At 33.6% G+C, this 20,209-nt stretch carries 11 protein-coding genes; 2 read left to right on the top strand and 9 right to left on the bottom strand.

Annotated elements, in window-relative coordinates:
- Positions 1-54: 54 nt before the first annotated feature.
- From AC8GF4_RS11050 to AC8GF4_RS11040, 3 genes are all read right to left on the bottom strand, one after another.
- Positions 55-2,826 carry a bifunctional aconitate hydratase 2/2-methylisocitrate dehydratase gene (locus tag AC8GF4_RS11050; RefSeq protein ID WP_506595066.1) on the bottom strand — a complete coding sequence of 924 codons (2,772 nt, stop codon included), beginning with the start codon at positions 2,824-2,826 and terminating at the stop codon, positions 55-57.
- Between the two features lie 334 nt (positions 2,827-3,160).
- On the bottom strand, positions 3,161-4,114 hold the full coding sequence (locus AC8GF4_RS11045) for an AAA family ATPase (RefSeq protein ID WP_506594660.1): 954 nt from the start codon (positions 4,112-4,114) through the stop codon (positions 3,161-3,163).
- Positions 4,115-4,193: 79 nt separating this feature from the next.
- The gene (locus tag AC8GF4_RS11040; protein WP_506594658.1) at positions 4,194-5,603 is read right to left on the bottom strand and encodes a peptidylprolyl isomerase; all 1,410 of its coding nucleotides are present in this window, start codon (positions 5,601-5,603) and stop codon (positions 4,194-4,196) included.
- 767 nt (positions 5,604-6,370) lie between these two features.
- Here AC8GF4_RS11040 and AC8GF4_RS11035 point away from each other — a divergent pair.
- Both AC8GF4_RS11035 and AC8GF4_RS11030 read left to right on the top strand, forming a co-directional pair.
- On the top strand, positions 6,371-7,813 hold the full coding sequence (locus tag AC8GF4_RS11035) for an alpha-amylase (RefSeq protein ID WP_506594656.1): 1,443 nt from the start codon (positions 6,371-6,373) through the stop codon (positions 7,811-7,813).
- A 151-nt stretch (positions 7,814-7,964) separates the two neighbouring features.
- Positions 7,965-9,554, top strand: a complete 1,590-nt coding sequence (locus AC8GF4_RS11030; protein WP_506594654.1) for a peptide chain release factor 3 — start codon at positions 7,965-7,967, stop codon at positions 9,552-9,554.
- Between the two features lie 86 nt (positions 9,555-9,640).
- Here the strand turns inward: AC8GF4_RS11030 and AC8GF4_RS11025 are convergent, their stop codons facing one another.
- The 6 genes from AC8GF4_RS11025 to rplJ all read right to left on the bottom strand — a co-directional run bounded on the left by AC8GF4_RS11025 (position 9,641) and on the right by rplJ (position 20,208).
- Complete coding sequence (locus AC8GF4_RS11025; RefSeq protein WP_506594652.1) at positions 9,641-10,009, bottom strand: hypothetical protein; 369 nt, start codon at positions 10,007-10,009, stop codon at positions 9,641-9,643.
- Positions 10,010-10,205: 196 nt separating this feature from the next.
- Positions 10,206-10,517: a DUF3467 domain-containing protein gene (locus tag AC8GF4_RS11020; protein ID WP_506594650.1), complete on the bottom strand. Its 312-nt coding sequence runs from the start codon at positions 10,515-10,517 to the stop codon at positions 10,206-10,208.
- 65 nt (positions 10,518-10,582) lie between these two features.
- Positions 10,583-14,896: a DNA-directed RNA polymerase subunit beta' gene (rpoC, locus tag AC8GF4_RS11015; protein ID WP_506594648.1), complete on the bottom strand. Its 4,314-nt coding sequence runs from the start codon at positions 14,894-14,896 to the stop codon at positions 10,583-10,585.
- Between the two features lie 266 nt (positions 14,897-15,162).
- Positions 15,163-18,975: a DNA-directed RNA polymerase subunit beta gene (rpoB, locus tag AC8GF4_RS11010; protein WP_506594646.1), complete on the bottom strand. Its 3,813-nt coding sequence runs from the start codon at positions 18,973-18,975 to the stop codon at positions 15,163-15,165.
- A gap of 267 nt (positions 18,976-19,242) precedes the next feature.
- On the bottom strand, positions 19,243-19,611 hold the full coding sequence (rplL, locus tag AC8GF4_RS11005) for a 50S ribosomal protein L7/L12 (protein ID WP_086455315.1): 369 nt from the start codon (positions 19,609-19,611) through the stop codon (positions 19,243-19,245).
- 87 nt (positions 19,612-19,698) lie between these two features.
- Entirely contained in the window at positions 19,699-20,208 is a 510-nt protein-coding gene (rplJ, locus tag AC8GF4_RS11000) for a 50S ribosomal protein L10 (protein WP_506594644.1), read from the bottom strand.
- Position 20,209 lies beyond the last annotated feature (1 nt).

The raw sequence follows: 20,209 nt of genomic DNA, 5'->3' as shown, positions 1-20,209 counted from the left end.
AAGCCTGAATCCAGAGAATCAGGCTTTTATATTATAATTAACTAATTAAGTGAATTATTTAACTAATAACTTATGAGAAGGAGCAAACTTAGTTAGGTTGATGCCTTCTACTGCAGTTTTATATTCTTCTATAGTTGGAGTTCTACCAAGGATTGTAGACAAAACCACAACTGGTGTAGATGAAAGCAATGACTCTCCTTTTTTACCTTCTGTATCTTCAACAACTCTTCCTTGGAAAAGTCGAGTAGAAGTTGCCATAACCGTATCTCCTTTAGCAGCTTTTTCTTGGTTACCCATACAAAGGTTACAACCTGGACGCTCTAGATATAACATATTTTCGTATGCTGTACGTGCTACACCTTTAGGAATAGTATCGTCGAACTCGAAACCAGAATATTTTTGCAAAATTTCCCAATCTCCTTCTGCTTTTAATTCATCCACAATATTATAAGTAGGTGGAGCTACAACTAGTGGCGCTTTGAACTCTACTTTACCTTCTTGCTCATCAATGTTCTTAAGCATTTGAGCAAGGATTTTCATATCTCCTTTGTGAACCATACAAGATCCGATAAATCCAAGATCTACTTTTTTAACTCCACCATAGAAAGACAAAGGTCTAATGGTATCGTGAGTATATCTTTTAGAAACATCTGCATTATTCACATCTGGGTCAGCAATCATTGGTTCAGCAATCTGATCAAGATCTACAACAACTTCAGCGTAATACTTAGCATTTGCATCCGGTCTTAACGCCGGTTTCTCACCAGATTTAATTTCAGATATTCTATTATCAGCTATAGCAATCAATCCTTTAAGAACTTCATTTTTGTTATCCATTCCTTTGTCAATCATGATCTGAATTCTACCTTTCGCCATCTCTAGCGATTCAATCAAGGTATCATCCTCAGAAATACAGATAGAAGCTTTTGCCTTCATTTCTGCAGTCCAGTCTGTAAAAGTAAAGGCTTGATCCGCATTAAGAGTTCCAAGATGAACCTCAATAATTCTTCCTTGGAAAACATTCTCTCCACCAAACGTTTTAAGCATTTGAGATTGTGTAGCATGAACCACATCACGGAAATCCATATAACTTTTCATACCTCCTTTGAAGGTTACCTTTACCGATTCAGGAATTGGCATTGAAGCTTCACCAGTAGCCAATGCAAGAGCAACAGTTCCAGAGTCAGCACCAAAAGCAACACCTTTGGACATTCTTGTATGAGAGTCACCACCAATGATGATAGCCCATTCATTTACCGTAATATCGTTAAGTACTTTATGAATTACATCAGTCATAGCATGATAAACTCCTTTCGGGTCACGAGCTGTAATCAATCCGAAATCGTTCATGAACTTCATTAATCTCGGAATATTTGCCTTAGATTTATTATCCCAAACTGAAGCAGTATGACAACCTGATTGGTAAGCACCATCAACGATTGGTGAAATCACAGTAGCGGCCATAGACTCCAATTCCTGAGAAGTCATAAGACCTGTTGTATCTTGTGAACCAACAATATTTACAGTAACACGAACATCCGAACCAGCGTGTAAAACTTTGCCTGGGGTGGAACCAACTGCATTTTTATTAAATATTTTTTCTACAGCTGTAAGCCCTTGTCCTTCAACGGAAACCTCTTTTGACGGAGCATATACCGGTACAATATCAATACCTAGAGTCTTTGATGCAAAAGTTTGCAATTTTTTTCCAAATACAATAGCGTAAGATCCACCAGCTTTTATAAATTCAATTTTCTGAGGCGTGAAAGCTTTGGAAATATCAATTAATTCTTTATCTCCGTTATAAAGTTTCTTAGTTTTCGTGTTGATTGTTAGAACAGTACCAGTAGCTACAGAATAAACCTCCTCTAAAATAGGATCACCACTTTCATTACGAAGAACGTTACCATTTTCATCTAATTTTTTCACCCAGTTTTTAAGGTCAAGACCAATACCACCAGTAACATCTACAGTTGTTAGGAAAATCGGAGAAATACCGTTTGTTCCTGCAACGATTGGTGCAATATTAATAAAAGGAACATACGGACTTGCTTGTTTACCACTCCAAAGTGCCACGTTGTTTACACCTGACATTCTTGAAGAACCAACACCCATCGTACCTTTTTCAGCAATTAACATCACGCTCTTATCAGGATTCGCTGTTGCTAATGCTTTGATTTCAGCTTGTGCTTCAGGAGAAATTAAACATTTACCATGAAGTTCACGATCTGATCGGGAATGCGCTTGATTTCCTGGAGAAAGTAAATCTGTTGATATATCTCCTTCACCAGCAATAAAAGTAATTACCTTAATTTCTTCTGCTATTTCAGGTAATTTAGTAAAGAACTCAGCCTTAGCGTAGCTTTCAAGAATTTCTTTTGCTATTCCGTTACCGCTTTTGAAAGCAGCATCTAAACGATCTGTATCTGCTTCATAAAGAAATACTTGTGTCTTTAAAACAATCGCAGCATCTTTTGCAATAGTAGCATCATTACCTAAAGCTAAATCAAGCAATACCTTTATAGAAGTTCCACCTTTCATGTGTGACAATAACTCTAAAGCAAAAGCAGGTGTAATTTCTTCAACTGCTGATTGACCTAAAACGATTTCTTTTAAAAAATTAGCTTTTAAATTAGCCGCAGGAGTAGTTCCAGGAACAACATTATAAATAAAGAAATTAAGAGATTCTGCTCTGTATTCGTTATTCAAATCTTTAATTTGTTCAATGATTTCGCTTAGCAATTCGGCACCATCAATTGGTTTCGGATTAAGCCCCTGCCCTTTACGTTCTTCAATTTCTTTAATGTAATCGCTGTAAGTCATAATGCTATCTTTTCAATGTTATAGGGCTAATTTCTTTATTATTTCAAAATAAAAAAGCCATAATAATAAGTGAGTTATTTTTTTGTGTTGCAAATCTAATAATTAAAGATGAGAATTAAAAAAAATTTAATAGAAGTCGCCTTTTCGATAATTATTATTGTAAAATCAAAGATTTCAATGCGATAAAATAAGAAAACTACATGTTTTTGCCTTTTATATTAACTATTTCGTAATTAATATTTTGTATTTTAACAAATAGAAAAGCTATTGTTAAAACAAAAAGTGCTACATTCTTATAAGAACATAGCACTTTTCAGTAATTTATTATTTTTTTCTTTTAAATTAGCTTTTCAATTATCAATTCCTCAGTGATTCCTTCTGCATCAGCTTTGTAGTTCTTAATGATTCGGTGTCTCAAAATACCAACCGCAACTGCCTTCACATCTTCAATATCTGGTGAAAACTTTCCTTGAAAAGCAGCATTTGCTTTGGCTGCCAAAATTAAATTCTGAGAAGCTCTAGGGCCTGCACCCCAATCTAGATAATTTTTAACAAATTCATTCGACAGCACATTATCGGGACGGGTTTTACTAACCAATGTTACAGCGTATTCTACCACATTATCCGCAACAGGAATACGACGAATTAAATGTTGAAAATCGATAATTTCTTGAGCGGTAAATAATGCATTCACAGCAATATTAGTATCTGCAGTTGTACGCTTTACCACTTGAACTTCTTCTTCAAAAGAAGGATATTCTAGTTTTACAGCAAACATAAAACGGTCCAATTGCGCTTCAGGTAAAGGATAAGTTCCCTCTTGCTCAATAGGGTTTTGAGTAGCCAGTACAAAATAGGGCAAACTCAATTTATGATTTTCTCCTGCAATAGTTACCGATCTTTCCTGCATCGCTTCCAATAAAGCGGCTTGCGTTTTAGGAGGTGTTCTATTGATTTCATCTGCCAGAATTATATTCGAAAATATAGGTCCTTTTAGAAATTTAAACTGCCTGTTTTCATCTAATATTTCACTCCCTAAAATATCCGAAGGCATTAAATCAGGAGTAAACTGAATTCTTTTAAAATCCAACCCTAATGCTTGTGCCAGTGTATTAACCAATAGTGTTTTTGCCAAACCTGGAACTCCCACCAACAAAGCATGACCTCCAGAAAAAATACAAAGCAAAATCTGATCCACTACAGCATCTTGTCCTACGATTATTTTTGCAATTTCTTTTTTTAATTCATTACGTTTTTGAACTAAACGCTGTATCGCTGCTACATCTGACATTATATATTATTTTTGAAATTAAAAAAGAGTTAGAATTATGAAAACATAAAACTAACTCTTTTTATTTATTTAATGAAAATTATTTTTTTAGCCAATTATTTGCAAAAGGACAGTCTTTATATTCTTCTATAATTTTTATATAAGTATCTTTAATTTTAGTATCAAACCATTTTCCTATTGCTTTTATTTGCTTTTCTTTCAAAGCTAAATCTTTAATTTTAATATAATCCTTAGCATAATCAGCAGAGTGCTCATCTATTCTATTGGTTACAATCATAATTTTATAATCTTTTTTTCCTTGCACATCTTCTAAAAATGGCATAGTAATTTCATTGTCTTTCAAATTTGAAACTTGACCATAAAGCGAAGGATCCATTTTAGTCATTTCAAAACGAGTATCTTGTGTTTTCGGATTTACCAATGCACCACCGTTTGCTCTAGTTTCTTTTTCCTCAGACATTGTTCTTGCTGCTTCCGCAAAAGTAATTTCTTTATCCTGAATTTTTTTTCTGATTAAGGTGATTTTTTCTTTAGCCTCTTTCAAAGATTCAGTTGAAACTACCGGAGAGATTAATATGTGTCTTAATTCAATCTCTTGACCTTTTATTTTTTCTACATAAATAATATGATACCCATAAACTGTTTCAAAAGGCTCAGAAATTTCCCCTTCAGCAAGACTAAAAGCTACATCTTTAAATTCTTTTACAAAAGGAGTTTTACGGGTCATTTTATAATAACCACCATTTTTACTTGATCCAGGATCTTCGGAGTACAACACTGCTTTGGTTGCAAAACTCGAACCTTGTAAACATTCTTTTTTAAAACCGTTAAGCTTATCAATTACTTTTTGCTTGTCTGCATCTGTAACTTTAGGTTTTACTACTATTTGAGCAACTTCTAATTCTGCACCAAAAACAGGCAAATCAGCATTAGGTATTTTTTTAAAAAATTCGCGAACTTCTTCAGGAGTAATTTCGACTTTATCTACAATTTTCTTTTGCATTTCACCTGTAAGCTTTTGCTCTTTTAAAACATCAAAGAAGTAGGTTCTAAATTCTTCTTCAGAATCTTTTTGATAATATTTTACCAATTTATCCATTGAACCTATTTGCTCTAGCATATAGCCCAATCTTTCGTCCATCATACTTTTTACTTCGGCGTCACTTACAATTACACTATCCTGTACGGCTTGATGTGCATACAATTTGTCTTCAAGTAATTTTCCTAAAATTTGACATCTAGAAACATCTTTGGCGGAACCTCCTTGAGCTGTAATTTCCAAAAAACCTTTATCTATATCTGAGTCTAAAATAATATAATCCCCAACAGTTGCCACTACTCCGTCAATTTTAAGTTTTTTTCCAGAAGGAGCAGTTTCTTTTACAACAACCACAACACTATCTTTAATAATTTCTTGTGCATTTACAAAAGTTAAAGTAAAGAATAAAAGAAAAAAAGTCAACCCAAGTTTATTATTTATGGATTTCATTAGTACATTTTTTAAAGGCATTTTTTATAATTTATATTATTATTATTTTAATCAGAACCATCCAGACCGTATCGATCTTATAAACAGCGCTTTACGGCTAATCGGAATATTTATTTTAATTTATAAAACAACAAAACACTTTGATTTAACAAAATACTTACAGTTTACAATACTAAAAACGAACAAAAATAACAATTCGGATGCATTATACAAGTTTCCATAGTAGTATTAACAAAATATTATTAAGCTAAATAATTACTTCAAATTATCCATTTTATGTTAGAAAATTCAAATCAAATTATTAAAAAGTATTGATTCAAATTCAATTAAAATAAAGAGTTTTAAATCTAATAGCAATTTTAAAATAAAAGCCAATTTTTGCTTTATAATCAAATTACAATGAGAATAATAAAGAAAAAACTATTTAAAAAAAACTAAAATGATAATTTGGTTTTTATTTAATTCCTAAAATAAGAACTTTAAAATAATAATTTAATAACCGCAAAATTCCAACAACCTTATTTCTAGTTAATTAAAAAAAGTTACAAACACTACATCGTTGTAGCTTGATGAATCCATAAAAAAATTACAAACATGTGCCATATTTAAATACATTCGCTACAATTAACATGCAATTTATTAATAATTAGCTTTTTAAAGCAATGATATTCGAGCAAAAAGGAGCTTAAATCAAAAAATAAATTATGAATTGGACACTAAACAAACCCAATATTAAAATTTTATTATTAACCTCAAATAACCAAACAATGAAAAAACCAAAAATGAAATTGTATTTCATGACCGCTTTACTAATTGGACTTTACTCCTGTAATTCTTCTGATGAAGTTGTAGACAAAAGCCCGAATACAGCAGCAACTTTTAAAATTATAAATGTTACAACACACGATGGACAACCCTTTAGCACAGGAAATTCTAATTCTTCTGTTACTGGAAAATATGTTGCCAATCCAGGAGGAGGTGTTATGATGCAAGCTTTCTACTGGGATGTACCCTCTGGAGGTAATTGGTGGAATACAATTGGTACAAAAGTAACCGCTTGGGGAAATGCAGGAATAGGTTCAATTTGGTTACCACCTGCATCAAAAGCTCAAAACGGAGCGTTCTCTATGGGATATGACCCAACCGATTATTTCGATTTTGGCGATTTCAACCAAAATGGCTCAGTAGAAACTCGATTTGGATCAAAAACAGAATTAGTTAACTTGATCACCAAAGCACATGCCGAAAACATTAAAGTATATGCAGATATCGTAATCAATCACAACAGCGGAGGAGCTTCTGAAAGCAATCCGTTTACAGGAACGAACACTTGGACAAATTTCACTGGGGTAGCTTCAGGAAAGTTCAAAAGAACCTATGCTGATTTCTACAAAAATTCGTTCGGAAATAATGATGAAGGAGCTTTTGGAGGATTCCCAGATTTATGTCATGCAGCACCAAATGTACAAGATTGGCTTTGGAAAAGAACTGATGGTGTAGGTAAATATTATAAAAATACCATGAAATTTGACGGCTGGAGATTTGATTATGTAAAAGGTTTTGGTACATGGGTCATAAAAGACTGGAATACAAATGTTGGAGGATTTTCAGTAGGTGAATTATGGGATTCAAATGTGAATGTTTTAAACGATTGGGCAAATAACGCTAACAGCTCCGTTTTTGATTTTGCTTGTTATTACAAAATGAACGACGCATTTGATGGAAATAATTTAAATGTATTGAATGATGATATGATGTGGAAAAGAAATCCATACAAGGCCGTTACTTTTGTGACCAACCATGACACGGACGAAATCTGGAAAAAAGAACTTGCTTACGCTTACATCCTTACACATGAAGGATATCCAACCATATTTTATAGAGACTATGAAGAGTGGTTGAACAAAACAAAATTGAATAATCTAATTTGGATACACAACAACAAAGCAACAGGAAACACCTCTATTTTATATGCTGATAATGATGAATATATTGCAAGAAGAAATGGCTACAATGGAAACCCTGGTTTAGTCGTTTACATAAACAACTCATCAGTAACATTAGAAAGATGGATCCAAACCAATTGGGCGTCCAAACAAATTAAAGATTTCACAGGGAATTCAACATGGATCCCTACAACACAAGGAGATCAATGGGTAAAAATACAATGCCCTCCAAATAGTTATACCATTTGGTCTTTAAATATCTAATTTCAAAATTGAAAAATCTAAGCTATCCATTAAGGGTAGCTTTTTTTATACTTTTATATCAGATTGAACCATTTAAGATACCTTTTATTAGAAGTATATTTTTCAATTAGCATTTATAAATAGTACTTTTGCAAACTATTGATATAAAAATATGAGTTTTTTAAAAGAAATACAACGAAGACGTACTTTTGGGATCATTTCGCATCCCGATGCAGGTAAAACAACACTAACTGAAAAATTGTTGCTTTTTGGAGGAGCTATACAGGAAGCGGGTGCTGTAAAAAATAATAAAATTAAAAAAGGTGCAACGAGTGATTTCATGGAAATTGAGCGTCAGAGAGGAATCTCTGTTTCTACTTCTGTCTTAGCCTTTAATTATAAAGAGAAAAAAATAAACATTCTTGATACTCCAGGTCACAAAGATTTTGCTGAAGATACTTTTAGAACCTTAACCGCAGTAGACAGTGTAATTGTTGTTATTGACGTTGCCAAAGGTGTTGAGGAACAAACAGAAAAATTGGTTGCTGTATGTAGAATGCGTAAGATACCCATAATTGTATTTATCAACAAATTAGACCGAGAAGGTAAAGATGCTTTTGATCTAATGGATGAAGTAGAGCAAAAATTGGGATTAACAGTAACTCCGCTCAGCTTCCCTATCGGAATGGGGTATGACTTTCAAGGAATTTACAATCTTTGGGAACAAAATATAAACCTTTTCAGCGGAGACAGTCGTAAAAATATCGAAGAGACTATCGCATTTTCGGATGTTCAAAATCCTGAGTTAGAAAAAATAATTGGACAAAAACCAGCTGACCGATTAAGAGAAGAATTAGAATTAATCGATGAAGTGTATCCAAAATTTGATCGTCAAGATTATTTAGACGGTAAATTACAGCCTGTCTTTTTTGGTTCAGCTTTAAACAATTTTGGAGTTAGAGAATTATTGGATTGTTTTGTTGCAATTGCGCCTTCACCAAGACCTAAAGATTCTGAAACCAGATTGGTAGATCCCAAAGAAGAAAAAATGTCTGGTTTTGTTTTTAAAATCCATGCCAATATGGATCCAAAACACAGAGACCGATTGGCTTTTATAAAAATTGTTTCTGGAACTTTTGAAAGAAACAAACCGTACTACCATGTTCGTCAAAAAAAGAATTTAAAATTTTCTAGTCCAAATGCCTTTTTTGCCGAGAAGAAAGAAATTGTCGATATTTCTTATCCTGGTGATATTGTAGGTTTGCATGATACAGGTAATTTCAAAATCGGAGATACTTTAACAGAAGGCGAAATCATGAGTTTTAAAGGAATCCCTAGTTTTTCTCCAGAACACTTTAGATACATCAACAATGCAGATCCAATGAAAGCCAAACAGCTTGACAAAGGAGTAGATCAATTGATGGACGAGGGTGTTGCACAATTATTTACCTTAGAGATGAATAATCGAAAAATAATTGGTACGGTTGGAGCTTTACAATATGAAGTTATTCAATACAGACTGGAACATGAATATGGTGCTAAATGTACGTATGAAAATTTTCCTGTACATAAAGCGTGTTGGGTTAAACCAAATGACCTAAAAAGTGATGAATTCAAAGAATTTAGACGTATCAAACAAAAATTTCTAGCCCATGATAAATATGGACAATTGGTATTTCTTGCTGATTCTGATTTCACCATCCAGATGACACAAAATAAATACCCAAATGTAAAAATATTTTTCACTTCTGAATTTGAATAGTATAAAATGCACTATAAACAAAAAAAACGCCAACTAATAAAAGTCGGCGTTTTTTTATATATACAAATTAAATTCAACCTTATAAACTAACAGGATTTAATGTTAATTGCTTTTTTAAGAAGCGTTTTTAACAATAAGCGATTTGGTTCTCTACCAGAAGTTAAAATACTTTTTTTGGAAAAAGAATCATTTGATTTATTTCTACTCAAATCCTCTTTTGTACCCATAAACCATAAAATAAAATTTACATTTGAACTAGAAACAGTAGTTGAAACTCTTACTGGTGTTGCATCTGCAGGATTTTCGTTTAAATTTACTACTATTTCCACTGAAGTATTTAACAAATTAACCTCTTGAGCAAATACTGCAGTATTTGAAAGTACAGCAACCAAAAACACAATAAAAAACAAAAGTTTTCTATTATTCATTTTTACTAAAATACTTACTGTTTTCATTTTGATAGATTTCTGATGATTTGGAGCACATCAATAATGGACAAAGCTATAGCAATAGGTATGTTAGAAAAAAAATAGTCGTTGAATAACTAGAATAGTCGTTTAAGTGTGTTTTTCGTTAATAAATAAATACCAAAGAGTTAATTAAAAAAACATCGACAAAAAAAAACCTCTCGAAATCGAGAGGTTTTCAAAATTATGCTTGACCTGTTGTTGGCCCAAAATTCAAGGGAATTGATGGTTGATCACTATCTTTAATTTCGCCATGGGCGTTTTCAAAACGGTGTATATTTTCTCCAATAGCTTTCAACAATCTTTTGGCATGTTGAGGAGTTAATACAATCCTAGATTTAACCTTAGCTTTTGGCACACCAGGCATAATACATACAAAATCTAAAACAAATTCTGATGAAGAATGATTTATTATAGCTAAGTTGGAATAAATTCCTTCTGCCACTTTTTCATCTAATTCAATATTAATCTGTTCTTGTTGATTAGAATTACTCATAAAATAATTATATTTTTCTATATTCTCTCCCTACACAAGCAGAGAGAGAAATAGTATAGAAAGAATTAATAAATATATTCTTCTTTATTAGCCATCATATCATTGTAATCTTCTCGAGAACCTACAATTGCATTATCATATTCTCTCATACCAGTTCCAGCAGGGATTCTATGACCAACAATAACATTCTCTTTCAATCCTTCTAAGTAATCAATTTTACCTGCAACAGCAGCTTCGTTTAATACTTTAGTAGTTTCTTGGAAAGAAGCAGCAGAAATAAATGATTTAGTTTGAAGAGAAGCTCTAGTTATACCTTGTAAAACTGGAGTAGCAGTGGCCGTGATTACATCACGTGCTACAACTAGGTTCTTATCTGTACGTTTTAACAATGAATTTTCATCACGTAATTGACGAGGTGTAATAATTTGCCCTGCTTTTAAAGCGCTAGAATCACCAGCATCTTCAACAACTTTCATACCGTAAAGATTATCGTTTTGAACAATAAAGTCTTTAGTATGAATCAATTGATCTTCTAAGAACAATGTATCCCCAGGATCTTGAACTCTAACTTTACGCATCATTTGACGTATTACTACTTCAAAGTGTTTGTCGTTGATTTTTACCCCTTGTAAACGGTATACTTCTTGAATTTCATTTACTAGATACTGTTGAACAGCAGCTGGACCTTGAATTCTTAAAATATCGTCTGGAGTAATAGCACCATCAGACAAAGGCACACCTGCACGTACGAAGTCATTTTCTTGAACTAGAATTTGACTTGATAACTTAACCAAGTATTTTCTAATATCACCAAATTTAGATTCAATAACGATTTCACGGTTACCTCTTTTAATTTTACCAAAAGAAACAACACCATCGATCTCTGAAACTACTGCTGGATTAGAAGGATTACGAGCTTCTAACAACTCTGTAATTCTTGGTAGACCTCCTGTAATATCTCCTGATTTTGAAGAACGACGAGGGATTTTAACCAATACTTTACCGGCTTTAATTTTCTCACCGTTTTCTACCATTAAGTGGGCTCCAACAGGTAAGTTATAAGAACGAATCAATTCACCTTCTTTACCGTAAACCAATAAAGTTGGGATTAATTTTTTGGCTCTAGATTCAGAAATTACTTTTTCTTGGAAACCAGTTTGCTCATCAATTTCAACCATAAACGATTGTCCTTGCTCTAAATCTTCATAAGCAATTTTACCAGTAAACTCAGAAACGATAACTCCATTATAAGGATCCCATTTACAGATAACAGTACCTTTTGTAACAGATTGTCCATCTGCAACAAAAATACTAGATCCATAAGGAATATTATTTGTACTTAATAAAATACCAGTTTTTTCGTCAATTAATTTTAACTCAGTTGAACGAGAAACAACAATATCCACAGAATTACCTTCACTATCTTCACCTTTAACAGTTTTTAAATCTTCAATTTCAAGTTTACCACCAAAACGAGTAATAATACTAGACTCTTCAGAAATACCACCCGCAACCCCTCCAACGTGGAAAGTACGTAATGTTAACTGTGTACCTGGTTCTCCAATAGATTGAGCTGCAATTACACCAACTGCTTCTCCTCTTTGTGTCATTTTTCCAGTAGCTAAGTTTCTACCGTAACATTTTGCACAAATACCTTTTGTAGCTTCACAAACAAGAGGTGAACGTACTTCAACTTTCTCCACTGGAGAAGCTTCAATAGCTTTCATCAATACCTCTGTAATTTGTTCACCAGATTTTACTAAAACCTCATTAGTCAAAGGATTTACAACGTCTTGTAGAGCAACACGTCCTAAAATTCTTTCTCCTAATGATTCAACAATTTCTTCATTTTTCTTCAACGCAGAAACTTCGACACCTCTTAATGTTCCACAGTCTTCAATATTAACAATAACATCTTGAGAAACGTCATGTAATCTTCTAGTCAAATAACCAGCATCAGCCGTTTTCAAAGCCGTATCCGCAAGACCTTTACGAGCACCGTGAGTAGAAATGAAATACTCAAGGATAGAAAGTCCTTCCTTAAAGTTAGAAAGAATCGGGTTTTCAATAATCTCACCACCACCAGCAGTTGATTTTTTTGGCTTAGCCATCAAACCACGCATACCGGTCAACTGACGAATTTGTTCTTTGGAACCCCTTGCTCCAGAATCAAGCATCATATACACAGAGTTGAAACCTTGCTGGTCTTCTCTAATGTTTTTCATTGCTGTTTCTGTAAGCTGTGCATTTGTTGAAGTCCATACGTCAATAACTTGGTTGTAACGTTCGTTATTAGTAATAAGACCCATATTATAATTCGCAGAAATAGCTTCAACTTGCTCTCTAGCATCTGCAATTAATTTTGGTTTTTCATCTGGAATTCTAATATCCCCAAGAGAGAATGATAATCCACCTTTGAAGGCAAATTTATAACCCATATCTTTCATATTGTCCAAGAAAGCTGCCGTTGTAGGAACATCAGTAGCATTCAAAACGTGTCCGATAATATCTCTTAAGTTTTTCTTAGTCAATACATCATTGATATATCCAGCTGCTTCTGGTACTACTTCATTAAATAATACACGACCAGCAGTGGTTTGAACAATTTGATAAACTAATTCTCCAGCTTCATTAAAATCTTTTGCTCTAATTTTCACTCTTGCATTCAATTCTAATCTTCCTTCATTCAAAGCAATATTTACTTCTTCCGCAGAATAGAAAGTAATTCCTTCACCTAAAATAGTTTTTTCAGGTGTAGACAAACGTTCCTTGGTCATATAGTATAGACCAAGTACCATGTCTTGAGAAGGTACCGTAATTGGCGCACCGTTTGCGGGATTCAATATATTGTGAGAAGCCAACATCAATAATTGTGCTTCCAAAATAGCTTCTGGTCCTAAAGGCAAGTGAACTGCCATTTGATCCCCATCAAAATCCGCATTAAATGCCGTACAAACTAAAGGGTGCAATTGAATCGCTTTACCTTCAATTAATTTTGGTTGGAATGCTTGTATACCTAATCTGTGCAAGGTTGGAGCACGATTCAGTAATATTGGGTGACCTTTAATAACATTTTCAAGGATATCCCAAACTACTGGCTCTTTTTTGTCTATTATTTTCTTAGCTGATTTTACAGTTTTTACAATTCCTCTTTCTATCAATTTACGAATAACGAAAGGTTTGTATAATTCGGCTGCCATATCTTTAGGAATACCACATTCGAACAATTTCAATTCAGGTCCAACAACAATTACCGAACGAGCAGAATAATCCACACGTTTTCCAAGTAAGTTTTGACGGAAACGTCCTTGCTTACCTTTAAGGGAATCAGATAATGATTTTAATGGTCTGTTTGATTCTGTTTTTACTGCAGACGCTTTACGAGTATTATCGAAAAGTGAATCCACAGATTCTTGTAACATACGTTTTTCGTTACGAAGGATTACTTCAGGAGCTTTAATCTCGATTAATCGTTTCAAACGATTGTTACGGATGATTACACGACGGTATAAATCATTCAAATCCGAAGTTGCAAAACGACCACCATCAAGAGGCACAAGAGGACGTAATTCTGGTGGAATAACCGGAACCACTTTCATAATCATCCATTCCGGACGATTTTCTCTGTTTAAGTTAGACTCACGGAAAGACTCAACAACTTGCAATCTTTTTAAAGCTTCAGTTTTACGTTGTTTTGATGTTTCATTATTTGCTTTATGTCTCAAATCGTATGACAATTCGTCAAGATTGATACGAGCCAATAAATCCATAATACACTCTGCTCCCATTTTGGCAACAAATTTATTTGGATCAAAATCATCAAGATATTGGTTGTCTGCAGGAAGAGTATCCAATATATTCAAATATTCTTCTTCAGTTAAGAAATCTAATCTTTGAACTGATTCACCTTCAGCATTCTTAGCAATACCCGCTTGGATTACTACGTATCTTTCGTAGTAGATAATCATATCTAATTTCTTAGATGGAAGACCAAGTATATAACCAATTTTGTTAGGAAGAGAACGGAAATACCAGATATGAGCAATTGGCACAACTAGATTGATGTGACCTACTCTGTCTCTACGTACTTTTTTCTCGGTAACTTCTACACCACAACGATCACATATGATTCCTTTGTAACGTATTCTTTTATATTTACCACAAGCACATTCAAAATCTTTAACTGGTCCGAAAATACGTTCGCAGAAAAGTCCATCACGTTCTGGTTTGTGAGTTCTGTAATTGATGGTTTCAGGCTTTAATACTTCACCTCTTGACTCTTTCAAGATCGATTCAGGAGAAGCAAGTCCTATTGAAATTTTGTTGAATCTCTTAACAGGATTCTTATCTTTATTGTTATTATTTCTATTATTCATCATAGTCTTTACTATTGATTTATTTGCAATTAAAAAATTGATATTTGTAGAAATGTAGCAGAAATGCGTTTCTATCTCCTCGGTTTACTTCTCTAAACTTCAAAAAAATTGAAGTGCTAATTACAAAAACAGATTAAGTTTCTATAAAAAATCGGAACGGGTTACGGGTATAAATCCTTAAAACTAATTTTAAAAAAGTGTTCAGTATTCAGAAATTAGTATTCAGTTTATCACTGATTACTAAAAACTGAATACTGAATACTATTATATTATTCTTCTAAACGAATGTCAAGTCCAAGACCTTTCAACTCATGCATTAATACATTGAATGATTCAGGTAATCCTGGTTCTGGCATAGATTCACCCTTAACGATTGCTTCGTAAGTTTTTGCTCTACCAATAACATCATCAGACTTCACAGTCAAGATTTCTCTAAGTGTACTTGATGCTCCATAAGCTTCAAGTGCCCAAACCTCCATCTCTCCAAAACGTTGTCCTCCAAATTGCGCTTTACCTCCTAAAGGTTGTTGCGTAATCAATGAGTATGGTCCGATAGAACGTGCATGCATCTTATCATCAACCATGTGTCCTAATTTTAACATATAGATCACACCTACGGTTGCTGCTTGATGGAAACGCTCTCCAGTACCACCATCATAAAGATGAGTATGTCCAAAACGTGGTACTCCAGCTTCGTCAGTCAATTCATTGATTTGATCAAGAGAAGCTCCGTCAAAAATTGGAGTAGCAAATTTTCTACCCAAATTCATACCAGCCCAACCAAGAACAGTTTCATAAATCTGACCAATGTTCATACGTGAAGGTACCCCAAGTGGATTCAACACAATATCAACTGGCGTTCCGTCTTCAAGGAAAGGCATATCTTCATGACGAACAATACGCGCAACAATACCTTTGTTACCGTGACGTCCAGCCATTTTATCCCCAACTTTCAGTTTACGTTTTTTAGCGATATACACTTTAGCCAATTTCAAGATTCCTGCTGGCAATTCATCTCCAACAGTAATAGTGAATTTCTCTCTACGTAATGCACCTTGTAAATCGTTCAATTTAATTTTATAGTTATGAATTAAATCATTAACCATTTTATTTGTCACATCATCTGCAACCCATTGACCTTTACTTAAGTGAGCAAAATCTTCAACTGCATAAAGCATTTTTTGAGTATATTTTTTACCTTTTGGTAAAACTTCTTCACCCAAATCATTCATTACACCTTGAGAAGTTTTTCCGTTTACAATAGTAAAAAGTTTCTCAATCAATTTATCTTTAAGCTCAACAAACTTAACTTCAAACTCCATTTCAAGCGCTCCTAAAGCATCTTTATCTTGAGTACGTTTACGTTTGTCTTTTACTGCTCTTGCAAATAATTTTTTATCCAAAACTACACCATGTAATGAAGGAGATGCTTTCAATGAAGCATCTTTAACATCACCCGCTTTGTCCCCGAAGATTGCACGAAGCAATTTCTCTTCTGGAGTAGGATCTGATTCTCCTTTTGGAGTAATTTTACCGATAAGAATGTCACCAGGTTTAACCTCGGCTCCAATTCTAATCATACCATTTTCATCTAAATCTTTAGTAGCTTCTTCAGAAACGTTTGGTATATCATTCGTTAATTCCTCGTTACCTAATTTAGTATCTCTAACTTCTAATGAATAATCATCAACGTGAATAGAGGTAAAAATATCATCACGAACCACTTTCTCAGAAATAACAATCGCATCCTCAAAGTTGTACCCTTTCCATGGCATAAACGCCACTTTTAAGTTACGACCTAATGCTAACTCCCCATTTTGAGTAGCATAACCTTCAGATAAAACTTGTCCAAGAACAACTCTATCCCCTTTTCTTACGATAGGTTTAAGGTTAATACTTGTACCTTGATTGGTTTTTCTAAATTTAATTAGATTGTATGTTTTCTCATCAGGTTCAAAACTCACCATTCTTTCTTCTTCAGAACGATCGTATTTGATTGTGATGATATTAGCATCTACATACTCTATAACTCCATCTCCTTCAGCGTTAATTAAAACTCTAGAATCAGAAGCTACTTGACGCTCTAAACCAGTTCCAACGATTGGTGCTTCAGGACGAATTAATGGTACGGCCTGACGCATCATGTTGGATCCCATCAATGCTCTATTCGCATCATCATGTTCCAAGAAAGGAATCAAAGATGCTGAAATCGATGCAATTTGATTTGGAGCAACATCTGTATAATGTACTTGAGAAGGGTCAATTACAGGGAAATCACCTTCTTGACGTGCAATTACGTTTTCGGCAGTAATTTTACCTGTAGCATCCATTTTAATGTTTGCTTGGGCAATTAACATTCCTTCTTCTTCTTCAGCACTTAAGTAAACTGGAGTAGCATCTAAATCAACAACTCCATTAGTAACTTTACGGTAAGGAGTTTCAATGAAACCCATTCCGTTTACTTTAGCATAAACACCAAGAGATGAAATCAAACCAATGTTTGGTCCCTCTGGAGTTTCAATTGGACATAAACGCCCGTAGTGCGTATAGTGAACGTCACGAACCTCAAATCCAGCTCTTTCTCTCGAAAGTCCACCTGGTCCAAGTGCAGATAATCTTCTCTTGTGTGTAATCTCAGCCAATGGATTCGTTTGATCCATAAATTGAGACAATTGGTTAGTACCAAAGAAAGAGTTGATTACAGATGATAATGTTTTGGCATTAATCAAATCGATTGGTGTAAACACCTCGTTATCTCTAACGTTCATTCTCTCACGAATAGTTCTAGCCATACGAGCTAAACCAACACCGAATTGTTGAGACAATTGTTCACCAACTGTTCGTACACGACGGTTTGATAAGTGGTCAATATCATCAATATCTGCTTTCGCGTTAATCAATTCAATTAAATACTTAACGATAGTAATGATATCTTCTTTGGTAAGCACTTGCTTTTCCATTGGAGTATCAAGACCCAGTTTTTTGTTTATTCTGTAACGACCTACTTCACCTAAGTTGTAACGTTGGTCAGAAAAGAATAATTTATCTATAATACCACGAGCAGTTTCTTCATCAGGCGGTTCTGCGTTACGCAATTGTCTGTAGATATGCTCAACAGCTTCTTTTTCAGAGTTTGTTGGATCTTTTTGTAATGTATTGTGAATGATAGAATAATCAACAAGATTATTATCTTCTTTATGTAATAAAATAGATTTAACGTTAGAATCGATGATTTCTTCCACATTATCTTTGTCGATAATAGTATCTCTATCAAGGATTATTTCGTTACGTTCGATAGAAACTACTTCGCCAGTATCTTCATCTACGAAATCTTCATGCCAAGTGTTCAGAACACGAGCGGCTAATTTTCTTCCAATATATTTTTTAAGTCCAGTTTTAGAAACTTTAATTTCTTCAGCTAGGTCAAAAATCTCAAGGATGTCCTTGTCTCTTTCGAACCCAATTGCACGAAATAAAGTTGTAACAGGTAATTTTTTCTTTCTATCGATATAAGCGTACATTACACTATTAATATCTGTAGAAAATTCTATCCAAGAACCTTTAAAAGGAATTACTCTTGCAGAATATAATTTTGTTCCATTTGCGTGGAATGATTGACCAAAGAAAACACCTGGAGAACGGTGAAGTTGAGAAACAACAACACGTTCAGCACCGTTGATAACAAAAGTACCACTAGGAGTCATATAAGGAATTGTACCAAGATAAACATCTTGAACAATTGTTTCAAAATCTTCATGTTCAGGGTCTGTACAATATAGTTTTAACCTTGCTTTTAAAGGAACACTATAAGTTAGACCTCTTTCAATACATTCTTGAATTGTGTAACGTGGTGGATCTACAAAGTAATCAAGGAATTCCAATACAAAATTATTTCTTGTATCTGTTATTGGAAAGTTTTCCATGAAGGTGTTATATAATCCTTCGTCGCCTCTTTCGTCAGATTTGGTTTCCAATTGGAAGAAATCTTTAAACGATTTTACCTGAACATCTAGAAAATCTGGATAGTCAGGAATGTTTTTTGTAGAGGCAAAATTCAATCTTTCAGTCTGATTTGTTATCATCTATGGACAAAATTTTGATTAAAAAAAAGTAATTTTTTGTGTAAAACACAGTTTAACCAATACTTTCTTTTTTTAACCAATACCTCTTTAAAAATAATACTAGAGCAAGCTCATTTGCTTTATTTTCTTTCATCGTATTGATTTAAAAACACTTTTGTATTTTAAACTATTTTATAATAAAACGCTATAATTTTATTATACGAAAAAGGGTTTAGGTCTTTGGAAATATTTCCAAGACCTAAACCAAATTCTTAAAACTGGGGTGAACTATTTAAGTTCAACTACTGCTCCAGCTTCTTCTAAAGATTTTTTAAGCCCTTCAGCCTCTTCTTTAGTTACACCTTCTTTAACGTTGCTAGGAGCACTATCAACTACATCTTTAGCTTCTTTCAAACCTAAACCTGTAAGTTCTTTAACTAATTTTACAACTGCTAATTTAGAAGCACCAGCTTCTTTTAATACAACTGTAAATTCTGTTTGAACATCTTCAGCAGCAGCTTCTCCACCACCTGAAACTACTACAGCTGCAGCAGCTGGTTCGATTCCATATTCATCTTTTAATATTGTTGCTAATTCGTTAACTTCTTTAACTGTAAGGTTAACCAATTGTTCTGCGAATTGTTTCAAATCTGCCATTTTTTCTATCGTTTTAAAATGATTTGTAAAATATAATTTATTTATTGTGCGCTTTTTTAAATAAAAAAGAGATAAACTCGTTTTTAATTATGCTTCTGTTTCTGCAGCCGCTTCGCTATTTGCGAATTGGTTTTGCAAAGCAGAAATAACTCTTTGTGCTGGTGATTGCAATAATCCAATGATTTCGCCAATAAGCTCTTCTTTAGATTTAATAGTTGCTAACGCATCTAATTGATCATCTCCAATGTAAATTTCAGAATTAATATAAGCCCCTTTCAATACAGGTTTTGCTGATTTTTTTCTAAAATCTTTAATTATTTTTCCAGGTGCATTTGCGACATCTGAAATGAATATAGCACTGTTACCTGTCAAAACTGAAGGTAGATCTCCATAATCATTAGCAGAAGCTTCCATTGCTTTTGCAAGCAAAGTGTTTTTAACAACCTCTAATTTTATACCTGCTTTATAACAAGCTCTTCTCAAGTTTGAAGTTGTTTCTGCATTTAATCCAGAAATATCAGATACATAAACAATGTTTGTACCAGCTAACTGTGCAGTTAAAACTTCAATCGCGATTGATTTTTCTTCTCTAGTCATA

This window comes from Flavobacterium rarum (SeqCode) (assembly GCF_965234445.1).
GTDB classification, from domain to species: domain Bacteria; phylum Bacteroidota; class Bacteroidia; order Flavobacteriales; family Flavobacteriaceae; genus Flavobacterium; species Flavobacterium rarum.
The sequence above is the reverse complement of the archived record's forward strand: the minus strand, read 5'-3'. Positions and strand labels throughout refer to the sequence as shown.

Excerpts from the sequence above, each read along its gene's own strand:
- AC8GF4_RS11045 (WP_506594660.1), bottom strand. The coding sequence starts at position 4,114 with ATGTCAGATGTAGCAGCGATACAGCGTTTAGTTCAAAAACGTAATGAA.
- AC8GF4_RS11040 (WP_506594658.1), bottom strand. The coding sequence starts at position 5,603 with ATGAAATCCATAAATAATAAACTTGGGTTGACTTTTTTTCTTTTATTC.
- AC8GF4_RS11035 (WP_506594656.1), top strand. The coding sequence starts at position 6,371 with ATGAAAAAACCAAAAATGAAATTGTATTTCATGACCGCTTTACTAATT.
- AC8GF4_RS11030 (WP_506594654.1), top strand. The coding sequence starts at position 7,965 with ATGAGTTTTTTAAAAGAAATACAACGAAGACGTACTTTTGGGATCATT.
- AC8GF4_RS11025 (WP_506594652.1), bottom strand. The coding sequence starts at position 10,009 with ATGAAAACAGTAAGTATTTTAGTAAAAATGAATAATAGAAAACTTTTG.
- AC8GF4_RS11020 (WP_506594650.1), bottom strand. The coding sequence starts at position 10,517 with ATGAGTAATTCTAATCAACAAGAACAGATTAATATTGAATTAGATGAA.
- rpoC (WP_506594648.1), bottom strand. The coding sequence starts at position 14,896 with ATGATGAATAATAGAAATAATAACAATAAAGATAAGAATCCTGTTAAG.
- rpoB (WP_506594646.1), bottom strand. The coding sequence starts at position 18,975 with ATGATAACAAATCAGACTGAAAGATTGAATTTTGCCTCTACAAAAAAC.
- rplL (WP_086455315.1), bottom strand. The coding sequence starts at position 19,611 with ATGGCAGATTTGAAACAATTCGCAGAACAATTGGTTAACCTTACAGTT.
- rplJ (WP_506594644.1), bottom strand. The coding sequence starts at position 20,208 with ATGACTAGAGAAGAAAAATCAATCGCGATTGAAGTTTTAACTGCACAG.